Annotated in this window: 16 protein-coding genes; 8 read left to right on the top strand and 8 right to left on the bottom strand. The window is 59.9% G+C overall.

Annotated elements, in window-relative coordinates:
- Positions 1-70 precede the first annotated feature (70 nt).
- Both BJG93_RS07440 and BJG93_RS07435 read left to right on the top strand, forming a co-directional pair.
- Positions 71-694 carry a heme-binding beta-barrel domain-containing protein gene (locus BJG93_RS07440; protein ID WP_027197676.1) on the top strand — a complete coding sequence of 208 codons (624 nt, stop codon included), beginning with the start codon at positions 71-73 and terminating at the stop codon, positions 692-694.
- Between the two features lie 454 nt (positions 695-1148).
- Positions 1149-2486, top strand: a complete 1338-nt coding sequence (locus BJG93_RS07435; RefSeq protein ID WP_027197675.1) for a ferredoxin reductase family protein — start codon at positions 1149-1151, stop codon at positions 2484-2486.
- Between the two features lie 39 nt (positions 2487-2525).
- Here the strand turns inward: BJG93_RS07435 and tcuC are convergent, their stop codons facing one another.
- Positions 2526-3854: an MFS transporter gene (gene tcuC / locus BJG93_RS07430; RefSeq protein WP_027197674.1), complete on the bottom strand. Its 1329-nt coding sequence runs from the start codon at positions 3852-3854 to the stop codon at positions 2526-2528.
- 473 nt (positions 3855-4327) lie between these two features.
- On the opposite strand from tcuC, the gene BJG93_RS07425 reads away from it, so the two are divergent.
- The 4 genes from BJG93_RS07425 to BJG93_RS07410 are packed head-to-tail and all read left to right on the top strand — an operon-like array spanning position 4328 to position 7558.
- Complete coding sequence (locus BJG93_RS07425; RefSeq protein WP_027197673.1) at positions 4328-4702, top strand: hypothetical protein; 375 nt, start codon at positions 4328-4330, stop codon at positions 4700-4702.
- A gap of 43 nt (positions 4703-4745) precedes the next feature.
- Positions 4746-5423, top strand: a complete 678-nt coding sequence (locus BJG93_RS07420; protein ID WP_027197672.1) for a response regulator transcription factor — start codon at positions 4746-4748, stop codon at positions 5421-5423.
- Between the two features lie 4 nt (positions 5424-5427).
- Positions 5428-6834, top strand: coding sequence for a sensor histidine kinase (locus BJG93_RS07415; protein WP_051374393.1), 1407 nt, complete (start codon positions 5428-5430; stop codon positions 6832-6834).
- A gap of 37 nt (positions 6835-6871) precedes the next feature.
- Positions 6872-7558 (top strand): response regulator transcription factor, encoded by a 687-nt coding sequence (locus tag BJG93_RS07410; protein ID WP_034479367.1) that lies wholly within the window; start codon positions 6872-6874, stop codon positions 7556-7558.
- Positions 7559-7911: 353 nt separating this feature from the next.
- Here BJG93_RS07410 and BJG93_RS07405 read toward each other — a convergent pair whose 3' ends face one another.
- Positions 7912-8199, bottom strand: a complete 288-nt coding sequence (locus BJG93_RS07405) for a DUF4148 domain-containing protein (RefSeq protein WP_027197669.1) — start codon at positions 8197-8199, stop codon at positions 7912-7914.
- A gap of 321 nt (positions 8200-8520) precedes the next feature.
- On the opposite strand from BJG93_RS07405, the gene BJG93_RS07400 reads away from it, so the two are divergent.
- Positions 8521-9702 (top strand): porin, encoded by a 1182-nt coding sequence (locus BJG93_RS07400; protein WP_027197668.1) that lies wholly within the window; start codon positions 8521-8523, stop codon positions 9700-9702.
- Positions 9703-9812: 110 nt separating this feature from the next.
- Here the strand turns inward: BJG93_RS07400 and BJG93_RS07395 are convergent, their stop codons facing one another.
- The 4 genes from BJG93_RS07395 to BJG93_RS07380 form a co-directional block, all read right to left on the bottom strand.
- Positions 9813-11255, bottom strand: a complete 1443-nt coding sequence (locus tag BJG93_RS07395) for an efflux transporter outer membrane subunit (protein ID WP_027197667.1) — start codon at positions 11253-11255, stop codon at positions 9813-9815.
- Positions 11248-12453, bottom strand: a complete 1206-nt coding sequence (locus BJG93_RS07390; RefSeq protein ID WP_027197666.1) for an efflux RND transporter periplasmic adaptor subunit — start codon at positions 12451-12453, stop codon at positions 11248-11250. The genes BJG93_RS07395 and BJG93_RS07390 overlap by 8 nt, the downstream gene beginning before the upstream one ends.
- Entirely contained in the window at positions 12443-15712 is a 3270-nt protein-coding gene (locus tag BJG93_RS07385; RefSeq protein ID WP_027197665.1) for an efflux RND transporter permease subunit, read from the bottom strand. Before BJG93_RS07385 ends, BJG93_RS07390 begins: the two co-directional genes overlap by 11 nt.
- Before the next feature lie 328 nt (positions 15713-16040).
- Positions 16041-16964 carry a LysR family transcriptional regulator gene (locus BJG93_RS07380; RefSeq protein ID WP_027197664.1) on the bottom strand — a complete coding sequence of 308 codons (924 nt, stop codon included), beginning with the start codon at positions 16962-16964 and terminating at the stop codon, positions 16041-16043.
- A gap of 377 nt (positions 16965-17341) precedes the next feature.
- Here BJG93_RS07380 and BJG93_RS07375 point away from each other — a divergent pair, with 377 nt between their 5' ends.
- Positions 17342-18502 carry a porin gene (locus tag BJG93_RS07375; protein ID WP_034479362.1) on the top strand — a complete coding sequence of 387 codons (1161 nt, stop codon included), beginning with the start codon at positions 17342-17344 and terminating at the stop codon, positions 18500-18502.
- 145 nt (positions 18503-18647) lie between these two features.
- Here the strand turns inward: BJG93_RS07375 and BJG93_RS07370 are convergent, their stop codons facing one another.
- Positions 18648-19997: an amidase gene (locus tag BJG93_RS07370; protein WP_034479978.1), complete on the bottom strand. Its 1350-nt coding sequence runs from the start codon at positions 19995-19997 to the stop codon at positions 18648-18650.
- A 20-nt stretch (positions 19998-20017) separates the two neighbouring features.
- Positions 20018-20998, bottom strand: coding sequence for an ABC transporter substrate-binding protein (locus BJG93_RS07365; protein WP_051374392.1), 981 nt, complete (start codon positions 20996-20998; stop codon positions 20018-20020).
- Positions 20999-21023 lie beyond the last annotated feature (25 nt).

The raw sequence follows: 21023 nt of genomic DNA, 5'->3' as shown, positions 1-21023 counted from the left end.
TTCGCGTGAGCTTCTGTTGTCAAATAGCCGTCAGACACGAAAACTTTTTTTGAATAACGGAACGCCAATCGTGAATAAATACGTCGTTTGTTTTGCAATCGCCCTGTCGACGATGTCCACCGCCTACGCGCAGGGAACCGTCCTTAAAGGAATGGACTTCGGTCCATTAGCCAAACTGGCCGGAACCTGGAAAACCGTTGCTGCCGGCGGCCTCGACGTGGCGCCCGGTCAAGTGGGTTCCAAAGTGGGCACAGGCAATCCCGCAGTGGAACCTTATTACGAACAGTTGACCTTTGAACCCGCAGCGGATGCAACGAATGCCAGTGATCAATACCTGGTGGCCATGGCTTACTCGCTGCAGGTGTTCCGAAAAAGAGACAACAAACAGTTCCATGACCAACGCGGCTATCTGATTTACGACAAGAAGAACCAGACTGTCTATGACTCATTTTGTATTCCCCGGGCGGTCTGCGTTGTGGCGGAAGGAAAAGCCGGCGATAAGATGACGCTAACGTCAAAATCTCACGGGGTAGCCGAATCTCAGTACATGCTGAAGAACGACGCGACAAGTGTTTTCTCGATCACGTTCGACATGACGGGAGATACATTGAAATACGCGCAAAAAACGCAATTACATGTGTACGGCAAGTCGTTCAGTCACGTTGACTCTAGCACTCTCAGCAAGGCAAGCTAGTTCATCTCGCAAGTCCGCGTCTCGCCGCGACGCGGCCCAGGCAACGCTCGGTGAGCGATTGCACTGACAACTGCATAAAAATAACTTCATGTTCCGGCAGCTCACCTTTTAGGCTGTACGGGCTACATTGGCTCGTCCGCAAACTTTCTTTAGCTCACGAGAATAGTGACCGGGCGCAGGCACGAAACGGCGACGGGTCGGAAGCTTCTTTCCGGATCTGCCGACCCTCAACATCGCATACATCCAATCGCCCGCCCCCCGGCTATTGATCGATTGCGTCAGTCTGGTCCGGTCACCGTCCGGCAGTAAGCTCGGCACTCCGAAAAACCGTCGACATAGCCGGACCAAGGCTCGCGGCTGCTGTCAACTGACGGCAGGCCGTTTCAACCGTGTTCTCAGCTCCAGCGCGGCTCGACGACTGCGCACCGGAGTCACACTGCGGCGCATCGACATCATGAAAAACATCAGATTAACCTATCTGCTTTTGCTGACAGGGCTGGCCCTGCTCTGGCTAATCGCTGAAATTTCATTGCCCGGGTCGCATGGATTCCGCGCCTTGCAACTGTCAGTGATCAATTTGACCGGCATTCTCGCGATCGGCTGCATGAGCGCGGGCATCGTTATAGCAGTTCGGCCGACCAGCATGGAGCGCTTTCTCGGCGGGCTGGACAAGATGTACCGACTGCACAAATGGCTCGGTATCAGCGCACTGTTGCTTTCCACACTTCACTGGCTGTGTGTAAAGTCTCCAAACTGGCTAATCGGCCTGGGGTGGATACAAAGGCCGTTGCGCGAGCGCGCCTTGGCATCATCGGTCGCGCCGTCAGCCTTGGTCCAGATTCTCGACGCGCAGCATGGGCTCGCGAAAGGGATTGGCGAATGGACATTCTATGCAACGGTTGCGATCATCGTCGTTGCATTGCTGAAAGTCTTTCCTTACCGACATTTCTCCAAGACACATCGTCTGCTGGCAGTTGCGTACCCGTTATTAGCGTTCCATGCGGTGGTACTCATGAATCACGGCTACTGGACCACGGCGATTGGCCCAGTCATAACACTGCTGATTTTTCTGGCTATGGTGGCCACGTCCGTCTCGCTGCTGCGCCGTATCGGACGAACGCGACAAGCAGCCGGGCATATCGAGGAGCTTGTGCATTACCGGGAGATGCGGGTACTGAGCATCGTCATCAAACTCAAGGACCGCTGGTTGGGTCATGCCGCTGGACAATTTGCCTTCGTCACGTTCGACGCGCACGAGGGCGCGCATCCGTTCACCGTCTCCTCGGCGTGGCACGACGATGGCAAAGTGCGCTTTCATATCAAGAGCATTGGCGATTACACCGAGCAATTGCCGGCCGTTCTGAAGACTGGCGACCGCGTCAGCGTTGAGGGGCCCTATGGCCGCTTCGATTTTCGCAGCGACAAACCAGGACAGATCTGGATCGCCGGCGGAATTGGAATAACCCCATTTCTCGCGCGAATGCAAGCGCGAGAGCGTCATTCCGATAAACGCGCAGTGGACCTGTTCTATAGCACCAACGCGATGGACGACGAGTTCGTCCGTGAGCTGAGTCAACTGGCAATTGCCGCCCAAGTGCGTCTTCACGTGCTGATTAGCGGCAAGGACGACCGCCTGACCGGGCAGCGCGTCCGTGAGATCGTGCCCGACTGGATGTGCTCCGATGTCTGGTTCTGCGGGCCAGCGAGTTTCGGCCAGAACTTGCGGCACGATCTGGTTGCAGGTGGATTAGCGCACGAAGACTTCCATCAGGAGCTATTCGACATGCGCTGATTCGGATTGGCGGTCAGAAGGGATAAGCGGCCGTGCCGACTAAGGTCGCGGAACAGACCGAGATTCGGCTGCTGAAGACGGACTCACAGACGCCGGCTTATGCCGACACAAAGCCAAGGTACCGAAGAATGCGCATGCCGCAGCGAAGCTCAACCACCAGGCAGGCGCCGCATTGTCGTGCGTGGCGTGGATCAATGCGGTGGAGATTGCCGGCGTGAAGCCGCCGAATAGCGCTGTCGCAGCACTATAAGCAAGCGAAAACCCCGCAACGCGCACCTCCGGTGGCATCACTTCCTCAAGGGACGCGACCATTGCCCCGTTGTACATACTGTAGAGGAACGAAAGCCAAAGCAGCACTGCTAGCATTCTGCCGAATGTCGGCGCGTCGGCCAGAAACGAAAGTGCGGGGTACGCGGTGGCGAGCGCAAGCGCAGTTGCCGACAGCAGCAGCGGCCGGCGCCCTACCCGGTCCGACAAGGCACCGCTCACCGGCAGCCAGATAAAGTTCGACAGGCCGACACAGACGGTCACGAGCAGGCTGTCCGCCGTACCCAAGCGCAAGGCCGTCTTGCCGAATGTCGGTGCATAGACAGTAATGAGGTAGAAGGTCGTGGTGGTCATGGCTACCTGCATCGCTCCAGCTACCACGACCTTCCAGTTAGCGGCCAAGGTGCGGATCACCTCGCGCATCGCGGGTCGAGTCTCGCGCCTCTTGAACGCCTCTGTTTCCTCGAGCTTGTATCGGAGCATGAACACGAACGGCACAACCAGGCAACCGATGAAGAATGGGATACGCCATCCCCATGCCGCGACAGCCGCCGCATCCATCAGTCGGTTCAGCGCGAACCCGAGACTCGCTGCAACGACGATCGACAATTGCTGGCTGGCTGACTGCCAACTGGTATAGAAACCTTTCTTTCCTGGCGACGCCAATTCCGCCAGGTAAACAGAAACCCCGCCCAGCTCGGCGCCCGCCGCAAAGCCTTGGAGCAAGCGGCCAATCAGCACGAGAGCCGGCGCCAGCAGCCCGATTGTCGAGTACCGAGGCACGAACGTTATCAGTACGGTACCGCTGGCCATGAGGCCAAGCGTCATGATAAGGCCCTTGCGCCGGCCGACGTCGTCGATGTAGGCGCCGAGAAATACCGCGCCAAGCGGGCGCATCAGAAACCCGGCACCGAATACCGCAAAGGTGGAGATTAACGAAGCGAACTCGCTATGCAGAGGAAAGAAGGCGGCGGCGATCTGCGTGGCGTAAAAGCCGAAGAGAAAAAAATCGAATTGCTCGAGAAAATTACCGGCTGTCACGCGAAAGATGGCGATAAGCGGCGACTGTCGGCGGTGGGCGTCAGTTGAGCTGGACTGCATGGATTGTCTCCAAGGAATGGCGATCTCCCGTTTTGTTGGCGTTTTGCAGGTGCTGGCTATCGTCGTTTGGGCACGACCAAAGACGTAGTGAATCGGCGCGAATGCGACATCACGACGTTGATACTGAGTTGCCGGGCAAGCCGGATAGCCGACCGCTTGGGTACTAAACGTGTAAACAGGCTGCTGACCAGCGTAGTCTGCCGCCGGTATCGGCTTGCTAGCCAAACGATGAAGATTAGTTAATCTGCCAGCGGCAGCGTTGAGGAGCCGACGCCACATTAAAATTTTTTAATGTGCGGGCGAAAGCCCCGAAATACGACCCGGACTAAGCTGCAACATGCCTCTTCCAAGCGGGAATTCTCAGGCTAGTCTCGTGCTTAAAGAAAGTTTCATCGCAGCGTCGCGCTCTTTCAGACAGCCGGGGTTTTCCGCGCGCAATAATGGGCGAGGAAAAACTATCCTGGGAGCACGCAATGCCACAAGCTATGAGCCTGGAAGTCGTCAACGAACACGGAAAACCCGCGGTACGCGTGGGTATCGGACATGCAGGGGTGCTTCTAGACGCGGAAGACATCGACGCAGTGATTCACCGTCTGAGCTACCTGCGTGCGAGCATGCGCCCCGATATTCCCTTGCAGCCGTCCCCACAGCAGCAGTTCGTACTGGAGATGGACCCATGCTGGCATACCGAAAAGCACCCGCTGTACGACGGTGCGGTACTGATCCTTCGGCATAGCGGGTTGGGATGGACCGGATTCGCATTACCGACGCACAGCCTCACACAACTGCGCGAAGCGATAACCCGGCATCTGGCGGCCCTCGACCAGGAACATTGCATGCCGAATTAGCGCATCTCGCGCTGCTCTGTTGGACGCGAACCGAGGAAAGACGATGTCAAAAGTGTTGACCATAGAAGATGACGAGATGACGGCGCGCGAAATCGTGCGAGAGCTAAATGATCGTGGCTTCACCGTCGATTGGGTTGCGGACGGCCGCGAGGGAATGGCGCGCGCGTTCAGCGATGAGTACGACGTCATCACCCTCGACCGCATGCTGCCAGGCGCCGACGGATTGACGATACTCAAGACAATGCGCGGCATCGGCATTCAGACGCCTGTGCTCATGCTCAGCGCGCTGGGCGACGTCGACGAACGCATTCGCGGCTTGCGCGCCGGCGGCGACGACTATCTCACCAAACCCTTCGACGCCGACGAGATGGCAGCACGTATAGAAGTGCTGCTACGCCGCCGGCAAATGCAACCGGCACAGTCCGAGGCAACCTTGCGAGTCGGTCCTCTCGAACTCGATCTGGTCGCACGCACGGTTACACGAGACAACACAGAGATCGTGCTGCTCCCCACCGAATATCGTGTACTTCAATACATGATGCGCCATGCAGGTCAGACCATCACCCGCACGATGCTGTTCGAAGCAGTATGGGGCTATCACTTCGACCCGGGCACCAATCTGATCGATGTTCATATGGGCCGTCTGCGCAAGAAAATCGATCCGCCTGGCGTGCAACCATTGATCCAGACCGTACGCGGTTCAGGATATCTACTTGGCTAGCGGCATGTCGAGCGACCAGCCATTCTCCTCGCAGCCGGTGCTGGGCGGCCGCTGGCATTCAACGACCTTGCGCATCGTGACGGTCTACGCGGCGATCTTCTCCGTCTCCGTCATGCTGCTGTTAGTGTTGGTGGAACGTTCGGTCACGTTCGTCATGGACCGCGAAACCGATGCAGTCCTCCACTGGCAATTGATCTACTTCGATACCACGCCCGTCGACAGTCTCGCCGACGCCGTTCGTCAGCGTTCCGAACACGAGCGCATGCACCCCAACTTTTACGGCCTGTTTGGTTCCGACGGACGGCATCTGGCTGGCGATATACTCGCGCGCCCGCCTGGTGTCCCCGTTAATCGCGTGGGTATGACGCTCGGAGACAAACTCGCACTCGGCGGCAACGAAACCGCCCCGATGGTTCGCGTCATGGCCGCCCAGCGCGCGAACGGCGACACACTGGTAATCGCGAGAGATCTCACCCACGTCTTGCGCATACGGGAAACTATGATCATCGCGCTGATCGGCGGTGGTCTTTTTTGTCTCAGCGCGGGCATCATTGCCGGACTAGCACTGAGCGTCAGACAGGCTCGACGCCTGAAAGCGATCCGCCGCGTGACCCAACGTATCGCGCAACGCGGCGAGCTCGGACAGCGTCTGCCGACCGGGGGACGCGATGAAATCGATATGCTTGCTCAACTGGTCAACCACATGCTTGCCGAAGTCGAAAGGCTGATGAACGAGGTGAAAGGAACCTGTGACGGAATCGCTCACGATCTCAGAACGCCTCTTAGCCATATACGCACGTCGCTGCTGCACATTGACGAGCGCATAGCCGGACTACCGGACGCAGAGCTGAACAGGCTAGTCAACGACGCGCGGCGCGACACCGATGCGCTGCTGGAGCGCTTCCGCGCGATGCTGCGCATCTCCGAGATCGGAAGCCTGCAACGTCGCGGCGGTTTCGAGGAAATGCAACTGGCGTCGCTTTTGACGGAAGTCGGCGAACTCTTTGAACCGCTGGCCGAGAGCCGATCGATCGGCGTCGTCACACACATTGCGAACGTCGGTACGACGCATGCGGACCGCGCGTTGATTTTCGAAGCGCTCAGCAATCTGCTTGACAACGCGATCAAGTTCACGCCGGATGGCGGCACCGTCAGGCTCGAACTCATTCGGACGTCGCGCGGCCCGCAGATCGATGTCATCGACAGTGGTCCCGGCATTCCGGCGGATGAACGCAACGCGGTCCTGCAGCGCTTTTACCGCAGCGACCGGACGCGACATTTGCCGGGTTCCGGTCTCGGGCTGAGCATCGTCTCGGCAGTCGTGAACGTGCATGACTACTGCATGCAGATCAGCGATGCGAACCCGGGCACGCGCGTGACGATTCAGTGCTGGACCAAGACATTGACATGACCGATTTTCTCAAACAACCCCTCGCACTCGACAGTTCATGCGTGTCCTACTAGTGATCGGTACACAACCGGAAGCCGCCTGGCTTCACAAAGCCCTGATCGAGAGCGCGCACAGCCTCGAGCAGGTCGACGATTTGAAGGATGCGATCTTCCTCGCAGGGCAGGAGCGCTTTGACGCAGTGATTGTCATGTCGGCAGACGTTCCGCCATATGCCTGCCTGCTAGCTGCGCTACCCAAACTCGCGAGCGAAAGCCGCGGTGCACCGATTATTGTGACGCTCGGTGCGGCTCACGCAAAGGAAAGGACCCAGGTACTGCGAGCCGGTGCTGACGCCTGCTTCTGCCACCCGCTGTCTTTCATTGAATTGCATGAGCGCATGCATGCATTGCGGCGCATTAGCCCTGATGCGGTCCAACGCGAGGGACAGGTGCCCGTTTCTCCCACCTTCGATACCGCCACGCGGGAGTTGGTGCTGAGAGGACAGCGGCTCTCTCTAACGCGCCGCGAATCCATGCTGCTCGAATGCCTGCTGCGCCAGCCGAATCTGCCTGTATCACGATTCGATCTGATCCGATACGCGTGGCCTGATCACGATGACGTTGCTGCTTCGAGCGTCAATCTTGTGATATCGCGTCTGCGTCGCAAGCTCGCGCCGCATCATCCCGATGTGCACATCGATACGTTAAAACGCTACGGCTATCAGCTCACGCTGACGAATGGTTGACGACAGTTGCCGGTCGATCCGACACATAGTGGCTTTCCCGCTTCTTCTCCGCTTCTCTCCCGCTTCGCAAGCCGCTGACTGTACGCTTCCCGAGCAAGGGAAGCGCACTCCCTATGATCCACCAAAGTAGACGTTGCAAAAGCTTGGTGGACCGACACATTGGTCGGCGGTGTTCGTTGCTTCCAACGCGCAGCCGGACAGGAGAGCGCTAGCAACGGTCGCCAGAATCAGGGCCACGCGGAATGTCGTGGTTCGGCTTCGGTTCATCTCGGCTCCAGATTAGAAGCGTTTGTAGGGCACGAATCTCAGCCAACGACGTCATCGTGCCGCCGTTGGCCAAGCGCTTTGCTGCGTTACGGGTGCGCATAGATCGTCGAGTTCAGGTAAGCAAGTTGCCCATCCTGCTCGGCGTGCACCAGTTCCTGGTAGACCTGAGCGCGGGTCTTCGGCGCCTCCGGTTGACCATATGGCGCCACCCATTGGCCACTGGCAGCACCCGCCGATGTGACATTTGACGCGACCTGAGCCGCCTGACTGCTCATCTGCATGCTACCCGCGGAACCGGCCGGAGCCGACTGTGCAAAGGCCGTTGCGGCCGACAGTGTTCCAGCGAGAACGATCGCCAATGTGATCCGTTTCATTTTCTAATCCTCAACATTTAGGTTAATTGGCCGGTCGCTGCGCGTTATGCCTCGCGAGAACCGGTTGAGGATCAGCATAACCAGCCACCTTTATCGGATGACTAGCTGAACGGTGAAAATTAGTTTATCGAGGACATAGTGGTGATCACGACTCGCTGAACCCGCGCGGATCGAAAAATTAAAGGAATTTCATTTAATCGATCGCTTTTTATCATCCGCGGCCAATCGTGTCCGAATACATTCCCGCCAGTCGCTCGCATCGAGGCGTGAACCCGCGCCCGAAAAGCGCGGCAGACCTATCTATCTCCAGGGAAAAACCACATGAATAAAGCATTGGCAACAACCTGTGCGGCGCTGGCGGCGGCTTTCGCCACAGCCGCGCACGCTCAGAGCAACGTCACTCTCTACGGCACGCTCGACACGGCTATCGACTATGTGAGTAACCAGAAGACAGCCAACGGTCAGGGACATAACAACTGGATGATGGCGAGCGGTAATCTCAACGGTGACCGCTGGGGGCTGCGCGGCACCGAAGACCTGGGCGGCGGCTTGCACGCGGTGTTCGATGTGGAGAACGGATTCAACATCGCCAACGGCAAACTGGCTAATGGCGGAGACCTCTTCGGGCGGCAGGCGTGGGTGGGATTGTCGAGCAACACGTGGGGCACGGTGACCATGGGGCGCCAATACGACTTCCTCGTCGACTTTGTCGCGCCCTTGTCGGCAACCGGCTCTGGCTTCGGCGGAAATCTCGCGGATCACCCATTCGATAACGACAACCTGGCTAACGACTTCCGCATGAACAATGCGGTCAAGTACCGCAGCCCGGATTACCACGGTTTCAAATTCGGCTGGGCTTACGCATTCAGCAATGCGGCTGGCGGCTTCAGCAACAATAACGCATTCAGCGCCGGCGCCGCTTGGTCGCGCGGGCCGGTCGACCTGGCAGTCGGATATTTTCAGGGTAATCATCCAGGCGGCGTCGACGCGCCCACCAACACAGGCGGTGCGATCAGCAGCAGTGACGGCGACGCGATGCTGACGGGCGCGCGTCAACGCATCCTCGGCGCAGCGGGCCGTTACGCATTCGGGGCCGCCACCGTCGGCCTGGTCGTCACGCGCACGATCATGGACGACCCAGCTCAAGTCGCGCAAGGGGGTACCTACGTCGCTCTGAACGGGGACCTGTTGACGTTCACCAACTACGAACTGAACGCGCGATATGCGCTGACGCCGGCCCTGAGCCTCGGTGGCTCGTATACCTTCACCGATGGGCATTTCAGCAGCGCGAGCGGCGTCGCATCGCCGAAATGGAATCAGGTGATGCTGCAAGCCGACTATGCGCTGTCGCACCAGACAGACGTTTATCTTGAAGGGGTCTATCAGCATGTGTCCGGCGCCAGCGGCATACCGGCGCTCGGCAACGCTTCGATCTTCACGCTGGCACCGTCAGCAGGCAATCAGCAGACCGTGGTCGCAATGGGCTTGCGCCACCGCTTCTAGACCTCTGTCTTTAACTCGCGTTGCGCATGACGAGCAGGACGCCTCGCCGCCGGTCGCTGCAAACCGCCGCAAACCGCTGCGAGGCATCCTGTTCTGCGAAACGTGACGGTTCACCTGGTCGTTGTGGACGTGGGCGTGCCGGCGGGTTCGTTGGCCCATCCACCTCCTAACGCGTCTATCAATGCAGCCGAGGCGATCAACTCGCGAGTTTGCAAATCCAGCACCAAGGTTTGCGTTTCGAGTTCCATTGCCTGCGCACTCACGACGTCCAGATAACTCACGACGCCATCGCGGTAACGCGACATCGACAACTCGAGCGTACGTTGCGCAGCCGCAAGCGCGCGTCCTTCTTTCGCGGATTCGTTGCCCAGGTAATGCAACTGCGACAGCTGATCTTCCACCTGCTGTACCGCCAGCAGCACCGTGGCCTTGTACTTTTCACCATTTTCCGCCAGCTTGGCCTGCGCCTGCCGCGTGACAGCCGCTCGCCGGCCGCCGTCGAACAAGGTCATCAGCAGGCTCGGACCGATCGACCACATCTCGTTAGGCGCTGCCAGCCACGGGGATAAAGTTGTGCTTTGATAGCCGCCGTCAAGACCTAACGACACATCCGGGAAAAAAGCTGCTTTGGCGACGCCGATCTGCGCGTTCGCCTGGGCGACGTGGCGCTCGGCGGCCGCAATATCGGGCCGACGTTGCAGCAGTGCGAGAGGCACGCCAGCTGGGATCGACGGCAAATACGTCGGGGCGACGGCGGGCGCCAGGGAGAATCCTGAGGCCGCTTCACCCGCAATAGTCGCGATCGCATGCTCGTACAAGGCCCTTCGTGCCGACACGTCTTCAACCGACGCCCTTGCCGATTCAAGTTGGGTTTGAGCACGAGACACATCGAGATCGGATGCGATACCGCCACCGTGCCGGCTTTCAGTCAACTGCAATGCATGCTCATAGGTGCGAACGGTATTTCCCAGCAATTCCTGCTGTTGATCGAGACCACGCAGATGGAAATACGCCTCAGCAAGCTTTTCCTGCAAACTCAATCGCAATGACTCGATGTCGTACTGGCTCGCCTGCTCGGCCGCCTTGCCCGCGGCAACCTCATTGCGCACCTTTCCCCATAGATCGAGGTCGTAGTTCAGGCCGACATCGACAGTCGCCGAATTGTAGAGCGCTGGTTGAGTAGCGCCCCTCAATGGCCGGTTGTCGGACTGACGCGAACGTGAGACCTGCGCATACGCGCCGATGGTGGGAAAGAGGCCAGCGCGAGCCTGGTCCAGATACGCTTGCGCCTGGTCATGGCGAGCGATCGCGGCGGCCACGTCGGGGTTAGCGCTGGCGACCTTGCTTTCCAGTCCATCGAGCACCGGATCGCGATACACAGTCCACCATTCACCGCGCGGCATTTGGTCGGCAGGATGCGCGAGCTGCCATCCGCGGGCCTCCTTGAACGCGCTCGGTATGGCGGACGGCGGCACCTGATACGGCGGCGCGAACGAACAGCCGCTGACGAGCGCTGCGGCAATCAGAACCGTGCATACGCGACGCCTAACCATGACTGCGCTCCGCTTCATTATGCTGTGTCAGCGCGGTCGTCGCGGATGTCGAAGCCAGTCGCACTGAATCGCCGTTTGCCAGCGAATCAGGCGGGTTGTCGATCACCCGGTCGGTGGCAGTCAAACCCGATGCAATCACAATCGTGGTACCCAAGTCGGTCGCGACGCTCACCCGCTTCAGCATGGCGTGATTGCCCGGACCGACCACTGCCACTTGCAAACCGCTTTCCCGGAACATCAGCGCGCTAGCAGGAATGGTCATCGCATGCTTGTCCGTGGGCAGTTCAAAATGAACTTCCGTGTATTCGCCCGGAATCAGCACGCCGCTGGAATTGTCGACTGCCAATTGCACCAGCAGCGTCCCTGAAGAAGGCGTGATGGAGTCGTCCGTATCGACAAGCTTTGCGGAGAACTGCATGCCGGGGCGTTCAGGCACGGTCAGACTCGCGACCAGTCCGGGCCGGATCACGGCGGCTTCGTTCTGTGGCACGCTGACGTACACGCGCAGTTGCCGTGCGTCGGAGACGGTGAACAACTCCGGTCCGTTGCCGCCGCCCGCGCTGATCAACGCGCCGACATCGGTCTTTCGCGCGGTCACGACGCCGTCGAAAGGTGCGGTGATCCGTTTGAACGATTCAAGCGCTTCCAGCCGTGCAACATTCGCCTGGTTCGCGGCCACCATCGCCTGCTTTGCCGCAAGGTCACTCGTTTTTTCGTCTGTCTCCTGCTGCGATACGGAGTCCTGCTGCAGCATCTGGGTCCACCGGCGCGACGTGGATGCCGCGAGCGTTTCGTTCGCCTGTGAGGTGCGCAGATCGGCACGTGCCTGAGCGAGTTGCTGATCGAGATCGGGTGTATCGATTACGCCCAGCAACTGCCCGGCCTTCACGTGCGCGCCAATGTCCGCATACCACGCATGCAGATAACCCGACACGCGCGCATAGATCGGTGCCTTCACATAGGCCGACAATTGGCCTGGTAAGACTAGCACCTGCGCGGAACTGTCATGCAACGGCGGGTTGGCGACGACCGTTGGAATCGCCTGCGCGGCCGACCATTTGGCCATCTGCTCCTTTGCATGGACGCGCGTTGCGATGCCGGTCGCTGCAACCGCTGCGGCAGCCAGCAGAGCGACAACTCCTGCGAGTTTGAGAGACCGCAGCCGCCGCGGCGCTGCGATGTCGATGTCAGTTGACATGGATGACTCCAGGTTCGGAAGATGAATGGTCGTATGACTCGCGTTGTGGTTCGCTCGGCCCAGCGTCGGGTGGGGCGGCGTCGCGCCGGTGCACCAGACTGAAAACGACAGGAACGAACAGCAAGGTGGCACAGGTTGCGCAGATCAGGCCACCAATAACGGCTCGCCCGAGCGGTGCGTTCTGCTCGCCGCCGTCGCCGAGACCCAGCGCCATCGGAGCCATGCCGATGATCATCGAGAGTGCCGTCATCAACACAGGGCGAAACCGCGAGAAGCCCGCTTCGAAGGCCGCTCGCAATGCGTCGTGAGTCACCGCGAGCCGTTCGCGTGCGAAGCTGACGACCAGCACGCTGTTCGCGGTTGCCACACCCATGCAGAGGATGGCACCAGTGAGAGCAGGCACCGACAGCGGCGTGTGCGTCGCAAACAGCATCCACACGATGCCAGCCAGCGCCGCAGGCAACGCGGAGACGATCACAAAGGCGTCGCCCCACGAGTGAAAGTTGACGACGATGAGCAGATAGATGAGCGCGATTGCACCGACGAGGCCGAGTAACAGCCCGGTAAATGCGCTATTCATCGTCTGCACCTGACCACGCAGCGTGACCGTTGAGCCCTTGGGCACATCTTTCGCTGTGGCACGCACGATGCCGTCGATGTCGCTCGCGACCGCACCCAGATCGCGGCCCTGCGGAGTGGCATAAATATCAAACAGCGGCTCGATGTTGTAATGCGATACCACCGCGCTGCCAACGCCGCGCGAGATGCTCGCGACACCGCCCAGTAATTGCGACCTGCCGCTCGAGTCCGTTATCGGCAGGTTCTCGAGATTGGACAGCGATGCCATCCAGTATTCGGGGGTTTGCGCGACGATCGGATACGAAACCCCGTTCGTTGGATTGAGCCAGTACGTGGGCGCCACCTGGCTCGTACCGGCGAGCGTTGCTACGACGGAGTTCGTCACATCCTCCTCGCTAATGCCCAGTCGTCCCGCGTGAGAGCGATTCACCGCGATGGTGAACTGCGGATAAGTGACCGCCTGCTGGATACGGCTATCGGCAATACCGGAGATCATCCGCACACGTCGCAACAGTTCGTTCGCGTATCGATGATTCCCGGCCTGGTCCGGCCCGGCGACTTGCAGATCGATCGGTGCCGGTGCGCCGAAATTCAGGATCTGGCTAACGATGTCCGCCGGCAGGAAAGAGAAGGTCGTACCCGGAAACGCTGCGGGCAGCACTTCGCGTAGCCTTTTCACATATCCCGCCGTCGGCTCATGATTCTCACGCAGCGCGATCATGATGTCGCCATCCTGCGAGCCGATGGTGCCGCTGTTGTTGTATGTCAGGTTGATACCGCTGACTGGCAGGCCAATATTGTCCACCACGCTGCCGAGTTGATCCGGCGGAATAACCTGGCGAATGGTGTTTTCAACGTGATCGAAAATACTTGCCGTATTTTCGATGCGTGTCCCAACCGGCGCGCGAACATGCAAGGCGATCTCGCCCGCGTCGATGTCGGGAAAGAAGTTCCGTCCGAGCCACGGTGAAAGCAGGAAAGACACGCATACGACGGCCAGTACGCCGACCACAAAGCGCTTCGGGTGCGTCAGCACAAGGCCGAGAAGCACGCGGTAAACGTTTCGCACGCGCACAAAGCATTGCTCGAAGCCGCGCTGGAAACGTACAAACGGATTGCGCGACGTTGGGCTTGTGGACATGCTGCCGTGAGATTCGATTATCGCCGCGAGTTCACCGCTTGAATGCCCGCCCGACGCATGAGGGGCGAGGAGGTACTGTGCCATCATCGGCACAAACGTGCGCGACAGAATGAACGAAGCGATCATCGCAAACATCACGGCTTCCGCCATCGGCACGAAAAGGAACCGCGCAATGCCGTCGAGCAACAGCATCGGAACGAACACGATGCAGATGCACAGCAATGAAACCAGTGCTGGCGTGACGATCTGCTGCGCGCCGTCCATGATCGCCCGCTGCACATCTTTCCCCTGTTCCAGGTGCCAATTGATGTTCTCAATGGTGACCGTGGCGTCGTCGACAAGTATTCCTACTGCCAGCGCGAGCCCGCCTAGCGTCATCACGTTCAGCGTCTCGCCCATCGCCGAAAGCGCCGCCACTGCCGCAAGCAAGGCTAGCGGAATCGACGCCGCGATGATGAGGGTCGAGCGCCAACTGCCGAGGAAGAGCAGGATCATGGCGGACGTGAGGGCCGCGGCAATGACGCCTTCACGCACCACGCCGCTCACGGCACCCTTGACGAACTTTGACTGGTCGCCCATCGTGACCAGCTTCAATTGCGGGGGAAGCGAAGCTTCGACGAGCGGCAGTTTCGCCTTGACGCCAGAAATGATGTCGAGTGTCGAAGCGGACCCGTTCTTCAGGATACTCATCAGCACCGCGCGGCGGCCGTCAACGCGGACAATGTTGGTTTGCGGCGGATATCCGTCGCGTACATGCGCAACATCGCGAATGTAGATTGTCGCGTCACCGTCTACTTTCACGGGCAGCGCATTCAACTCCTCGAGGTCCACCGGACTATTGTTCAGCTTGACGTTGTACTGGAATGCACCAACCTTCTGCGTGCCGACAGGAATGATCTGGTTTTGCCGGGCAAGCGCCGCGGCGACGTCTTCTGCCGACAGCTTTCTCGCCTGCAACGCTTTGGGATCGAGGTCAATCTGCACCTCGCGCGTCTTTCCGCCGTATGGCGTCGGAATCGCGACGCCCGGCACACTCAGCAATTGCGGGCGAATCGCGTTTGTCGCGTAGTCGGCGAGTTGCTGCTCGTCGAGTGTGTCGCTTGTCAACGCTAACTGCAATACGGGAACAGTCGATGCGTTGTAGTTGAGAATCTGCGGCGGAGTCGTGCCGGGTGGCATCTGCTTGAGCACAGTCTGCGAGATCGATGTGACCTGGGCCGTCGCGGTCCGGATGTCGACCGTTGGCTGGAAAAATATCTTGACGATGCCGTAGCCCGTGAACGACTGCGATTCAATATGCGCAACATCGTTCACTGTCGTACCGAGCGTGCGCTCGTAGTAAGTAACGATTCGACCCGCCATGTCGTCAGGCTGAAGTCCCGTATAGCTCCATACGACGCTAATCACCGGAATGCGTATGTCGGGGAAAATGTCCGTCGGTGTGCGCAATGCCGATAAAGGGCCCAGAATTAGAATGAGCATCGCGAGCACGACGAACGTATAGGGCCGCGTCAACGCCAGCCTGACCAGTTTCAACATTGGAACAGCTCCATTCAGGAAAGCGCATGGTCATCGCGCGCAGGCATCGGTATGCGCCTGATGCATGGCACGCATGTTTATATGGGGATTCTCGACGTAGGGCGCTAACAGTGTTCTACCTCGAACATTAAGGAACTTTTAGTTAGCGAGACTCGCATGGACGAAAGCTCGACGCAGCACCGCAGAGATCGGGGACACTTGTGCGCATTGCTGCCCGCTGCGGGGCTTTGCGAGTTAGATAACTTTCACCCAGCCGGCTGGACGCGCAGTTCTCACGTGCAGTGCGGAGCTTGCCGCAAAGCCTCATTGAAAGACGGTGGCTCGAAGTTCAAGCAACCGCCTTGAGCGATGACGTGCGATCCATTGCGCGGTAGTGGTCCACCGCGAAGTCTACGAAGCTTCGCACCCTCCTCGACAACAGCCCAGGCGACGAATACAACGCGCAAAGATTTCTCGCGCCGCTGCCGACATTGAACTGTTCGAATAGCTCGACCAATGCGCCGCGTTGCAATTCCGGTTCGACGATCGAACGGGGTAACAAAGCGATTCCCAAGTGGTGCATGGATGCGGACTTCAGCATCGCATAGCTGGACGACGCAATCCCGGCAGATGCGGTGACGCGTGACACCTGGCTACGATCCACGAACTCCCAGCAGCGCGCCCCGCTTCCCGACCGGTACAGCAACGTGTGTCGGGTCAGATCCGCGGGGGCAATCGGCGTGGCGTGCCTGGACAGGTACTGAGGCGATGCGACGACAACCTGTGGGATGCGCAGAAGTGGCCGGCAAACGAGCGCTGAGCTGAATAGCCCAGGATCGTCCGAGAAGCAGACGTCGAAGCCACCTTCGACCATGTCGATATGGACATCGAAAGTCGTTACCTCGAAAGACACGCCAGGATGCAACTCGCGGTAGGCGGCAACCAGGCGTACGAGTCCGCCGTCAGCGAAGGTTGCCACGCTTGCAATCCGCAGCGCCCCGCGCAACTCCCGGGTCGACTGTACGAGGGACGTTTCCATTTCGTCCAACTGCTCGATAATCACGCGACAGCCTTCGAGATAATCGCGACCTGCCTCCGTTAGCGACAGCGTGCGCGTAGTCCGGTTGATCAAGCGTGTGTTCAGATGAGCTTCCAGCAAGCCAATGCTGCGCGTGACCGATGCCGCTGACACGCCAAGCTGCTTGGCCGCCAGATTAAAACTGCCGAGGCCGACCACACGGGTGAAGACGCGCATAGCCTGAAGCTGATTCATGACGCAATGCCCATGGTTGAACGATGGATGCATCATTGCTCGCTTCCCCTAAAGTGCCCGCTCCACGTTGATGAAGCCTTTTTTAGTTTTGCTTCGTGCCGACACCAACGCTAAAAAAAACAAGTCAAGCGGGGGGTAGCCAAATACAACGGCTTGCGCCACCGCAACACGTCTGTCTGCCGGCACTTTCCCCGCCGAGAACAACTCACGCGCCTTGTTCAACTTTACTGAATGCTCGATTTCATTTTGTTGTGAACGGTAGCAATTCTCGCTGCCTAGACTGGCTTCGCCTTTGGAGCCGAGCGAGCGAAATTGCGTAGGCAGTCTCTGCGGCTCCTGGCAACATCATGCGGACAATCCTTAAATAGCGAGTCAAAATGAAAAAGACGAATTTGACGTGGGCAGCTGTCGCCTCGTTGACGCTGGTCACCGGCGTCGCGCACGCACAATCGAGCGTGACACTCTATGGGCTTCTCGATGAGGGCCTCAACTTCACGAGCAACGCAAACGGACACGCCACGTATCAAATGAAAAGCGGTGACACGTACGGGAGCCGTTGGGGCTTGCGAGGCGAGGAAGATCTCGGTGGCGGTCTGAAGGCGGTATTCAAGCTGGAAAGCGGCTTCGATACAAACAGTGGACAGGCAGGCCAGAGCGGGCGTCTATTCGGCCGGCAGGCGTACGTAGGATTGTCGTCCGATCAGTACGGCACCGTCACGTTCGGCCGTCAGTACGATACGAGCGTCGACGAGCTTGGCTTCGGCGGCCTCACTGCGGCCGGAAATTATGCTGGCGATGTGAACGCGCATCCGTTCGACAACGACAACGCAGACTGGGATTTCCGCGTCAACAACGTTGTCAAGTATGTGAGCCCGACATACCGCGGCCTGACTGGCGAAGCGATGTACGGTTTTAGCAACCAGGCGGGCGGGTTCGCGAATAACCGCACCTGGGGCGCGACGTTGAACTACCAGAACGGTGGCTTAACGGCGGCGGCTTCCTATCTTAAGCTCGACAACCCCGGTGCAAACGCCAGCGGCGCCGTTTCCGGCGACACGCTGTTTGCCGCCTCATCGCAGCAGGACATCGGCGTGGCCGCGACTTACCGCTTTGCGCATTCGCTGGCCGGACTCGCCTATTCGCACGTCGACGTGTACGACCCGACTTCCAATTCGTATTTCACGTCCAACAACGGGCCCTCCGGCGGGACATGGAATTCCTGGAAATTCGACAACTTCGAAGCAAACGAGCAGTACTTCTTCCGACCGGACCTGTGGCTCGGAGCGGCTTACACGTTTACGGTCGCACACCTTCACTCCACCAGCGGTTCCTTTACTCCCAAGTGGCATCAATTGGGTCTCACGCTTAACTACGATCTGAGCAAGAGCACGTCGGTCTATGCACAAGGTGCCTACCAGCACGTCGTCAGCGCGCACACCGGCACTGACTTCGACTTTGCTGATATCCCTGCCGCGGCCGGTATGTCTAGCAGCGAGAACCAGATGGTCTATCGCGTCGCCATGATTCATCGCTTCTAAGGCGGCGAGCTATCGCACGCACGACAAACGATGACGTTTGAGCCCAGCGCTCCACAGAGCGCTGGGCGAGATAGCGTTCAGTCATTGCCTGCCGCGACATGGGCATCGGCCGCCTTGATCTCGATGCCCCAGTCTGCCACCGCATTCAAGCTCGCCGCTGTGCCACGGCCGTTTGCCAACCTGTGCGCGCTTCGACCCATTCCGCCAGCATCAGCAAATCCAGGTCGCCGTGAGCGGCGCCCACCAGTTGCGCGCCAAGCGGCAAGCCGGCCGGCCCGAACCCCGCCGGCACGGTCACGGCCGGCACGCCGAGGAAGGTCCACGGCGCGCAAAACGATGCGTCGCCCGTGTAGTCGAGGCCGCGCGGCGGCTCGCCGGTGGCCGGCGCGACCAGTAGCGCGTCGAGCGCCATCGTGCGCGTCAGCCAGTCGTGAAAGCGACGCGCCATCGGCATCTGCGCCGCCTTGATGCTGGCGTATGCGGTGGCGGGCAGCTTGCGCCCGTCGTTGACGAGACCGCGCATTGCCGGGCTCACGAGCTCGGGCGTGCGATCGACGAGTTCGCCGTGGGCGACCGCCGCTTCCACGGACATCAGTTTCAACGCATACGCGGGCGTTTCGAAAATCTCGGCCGGCAGATCGACCGGGACGATCTCCGCGCCGTCTCGCGCGAGCTGGGCCGCGAGCCTGTCCAGCGCGGCCTGCTGCGCCGGCTCGATTTCGCCGCCGGCCTGTCTCGACAGCACGCCGATACGCCGCGTCCGAGTGCCGCGCGCCGTCGCTGCAGAGTGCGGAACGCACGAGACGTGTGGATCGGCTGCATCGGCGCCGGCAACCAGCGCCAGTGTGTAGGCCACATCGGCGACGCGCGTCGCGAAGATGCCGACGTGATCGAGCGACCACGCGAGCGGCAACACGCCCGTGCGCGCGATCGCGCCGTAAGTCGGCTTGAACCCGACGATGCCGCAATACGCCGCCGGTCGGATCACCGAGCCTTGGGTCTGCGTGCCGAGCGCGAGCGGCACGATGCCCGCCGCCACCGCCGCCGCAGAGCCACTTGACGAACCACCCGGCGTGAACGCGCCATTCCATGGATTGACGGTCGCACCCGGCTGACGCCACGCGAATTCGGTGGTCACGGTCTTGCCGATAATCGACGCTCCCGCCGCACGCAGACGCGCCACCACCCACGCATCGCGCTCAGGGCGTCGGCCCTTGTAGGCGGGTGAGTTGAATTCGGTCGGCATGTCGGCGGTATCCAGAACATCCTTCACCGCGACAGGCACGCCCGCCAACGGGGCCGTCGCATCAGCGGCATTGATCGGCGCAGCCTCCGGCAAATAGCAGAACGCATGCAATGACGCCTGCGATTCGCACGCCGCGTCATAGGCGCGCGCGACGTATTGCTCGACGCCGGCGTCGCCCGACGCAATCTCGGCGCGAATCCGGGCAATGGTGGGAATCGGGGGGATGGAAGAAGCAGCGAACGTGGTCATGGAAGCGTCGGCAAACGGTGTCATTTCGCGGCAAGCGCCGGCTGAATGTAACTCTGAACGATGAACCTATCGTAGTTGGGTTGCTGCTTCAGGTTGCCCAGTGCGATCTGCGTGTCCATCGCGACGGTCAGCGCTTTCGGCGTGATGCCGACGTTTCTCGGATACACGCCTTCGTCCAGCATGCGCTTGACGGCTGCATCGACTACCACAGGATCGAGCGTGGGAAATTCCTTGCGAGCGATCGCCGCGGTCTGCGCAGGATGGCCCTGCATGTAGACCAGCGCGTTCTGCAGCCCCTTCACGAACCGCGCGGCCGCATCGGGGTCGACGCTGCGTTTGGCGGAGATCGACGAGAACGCGTACTCGCCATAGAGCTTCGGGAAGCCGAGCACGACTTTCATGCCCTTCGCGACGGCCTGATCGAGACCCGGCTCATACATCACCGCGATCTTCGACTGGCCGGCGACCAGCGGTCCAATTTCCGAGCCGAGCGGCACCTGAACCAGCTTGACGTCGCTCTGCGACATGCCGTTCTCCTTCAGCAGTTTGAAGAACAGCGACGTGCTCGTAGTCGGCATCTGTCCCGCCACGACAACTTGGCCCTTCACATCCTTGATGCCGCTGAACTTCACGTCCGGCGCAACCGCGATCCATACCGCCGCGCCGTTCACGACATTGGCGATCACGTCGACGTCCGCGCCCTTCTCGGCCGCCACGGCCGTCCACTCCGGCCCGTGCAGCGAGAAATCGGCGCTGCCCGACAATACGGCGGAGAGCGCCGCGCTCGGGCTGCCCGCCGTCTGCTTGTCGACGTCGAGTCCTTGCTTCTCGAAGAAGCCACCGTCGATCGCCACATAGAGCGGCAGATACAGCATCGACTGGAACGCCTGTGAGATTGTCACTTTCTTGCCGGCTGCCAGCGCCGGTGTCGAAACGGCTGCAACGCCAACTATTAACGCGGTGCTCAGCGCGCTCAGCGCCTTTATTGCGGTTCGTGCCATCGTCTGTCCTAAGATGAAATGGTGG

It is taken from the genome of Paraburkholderia sprentiae WSM5005, from assembly GCF_001865575.2.
GTDB classification, from domain to species: Bacteria; Pseudomonadota; Gammaproteobacteria; order Burkholderiales; family Burkholderiaceae; genus Paraburkholderia; species Paraburkholderia sprentiae.
This window is presented reverse-complemented; position numbering and strand designations above follow the sequence as displayed.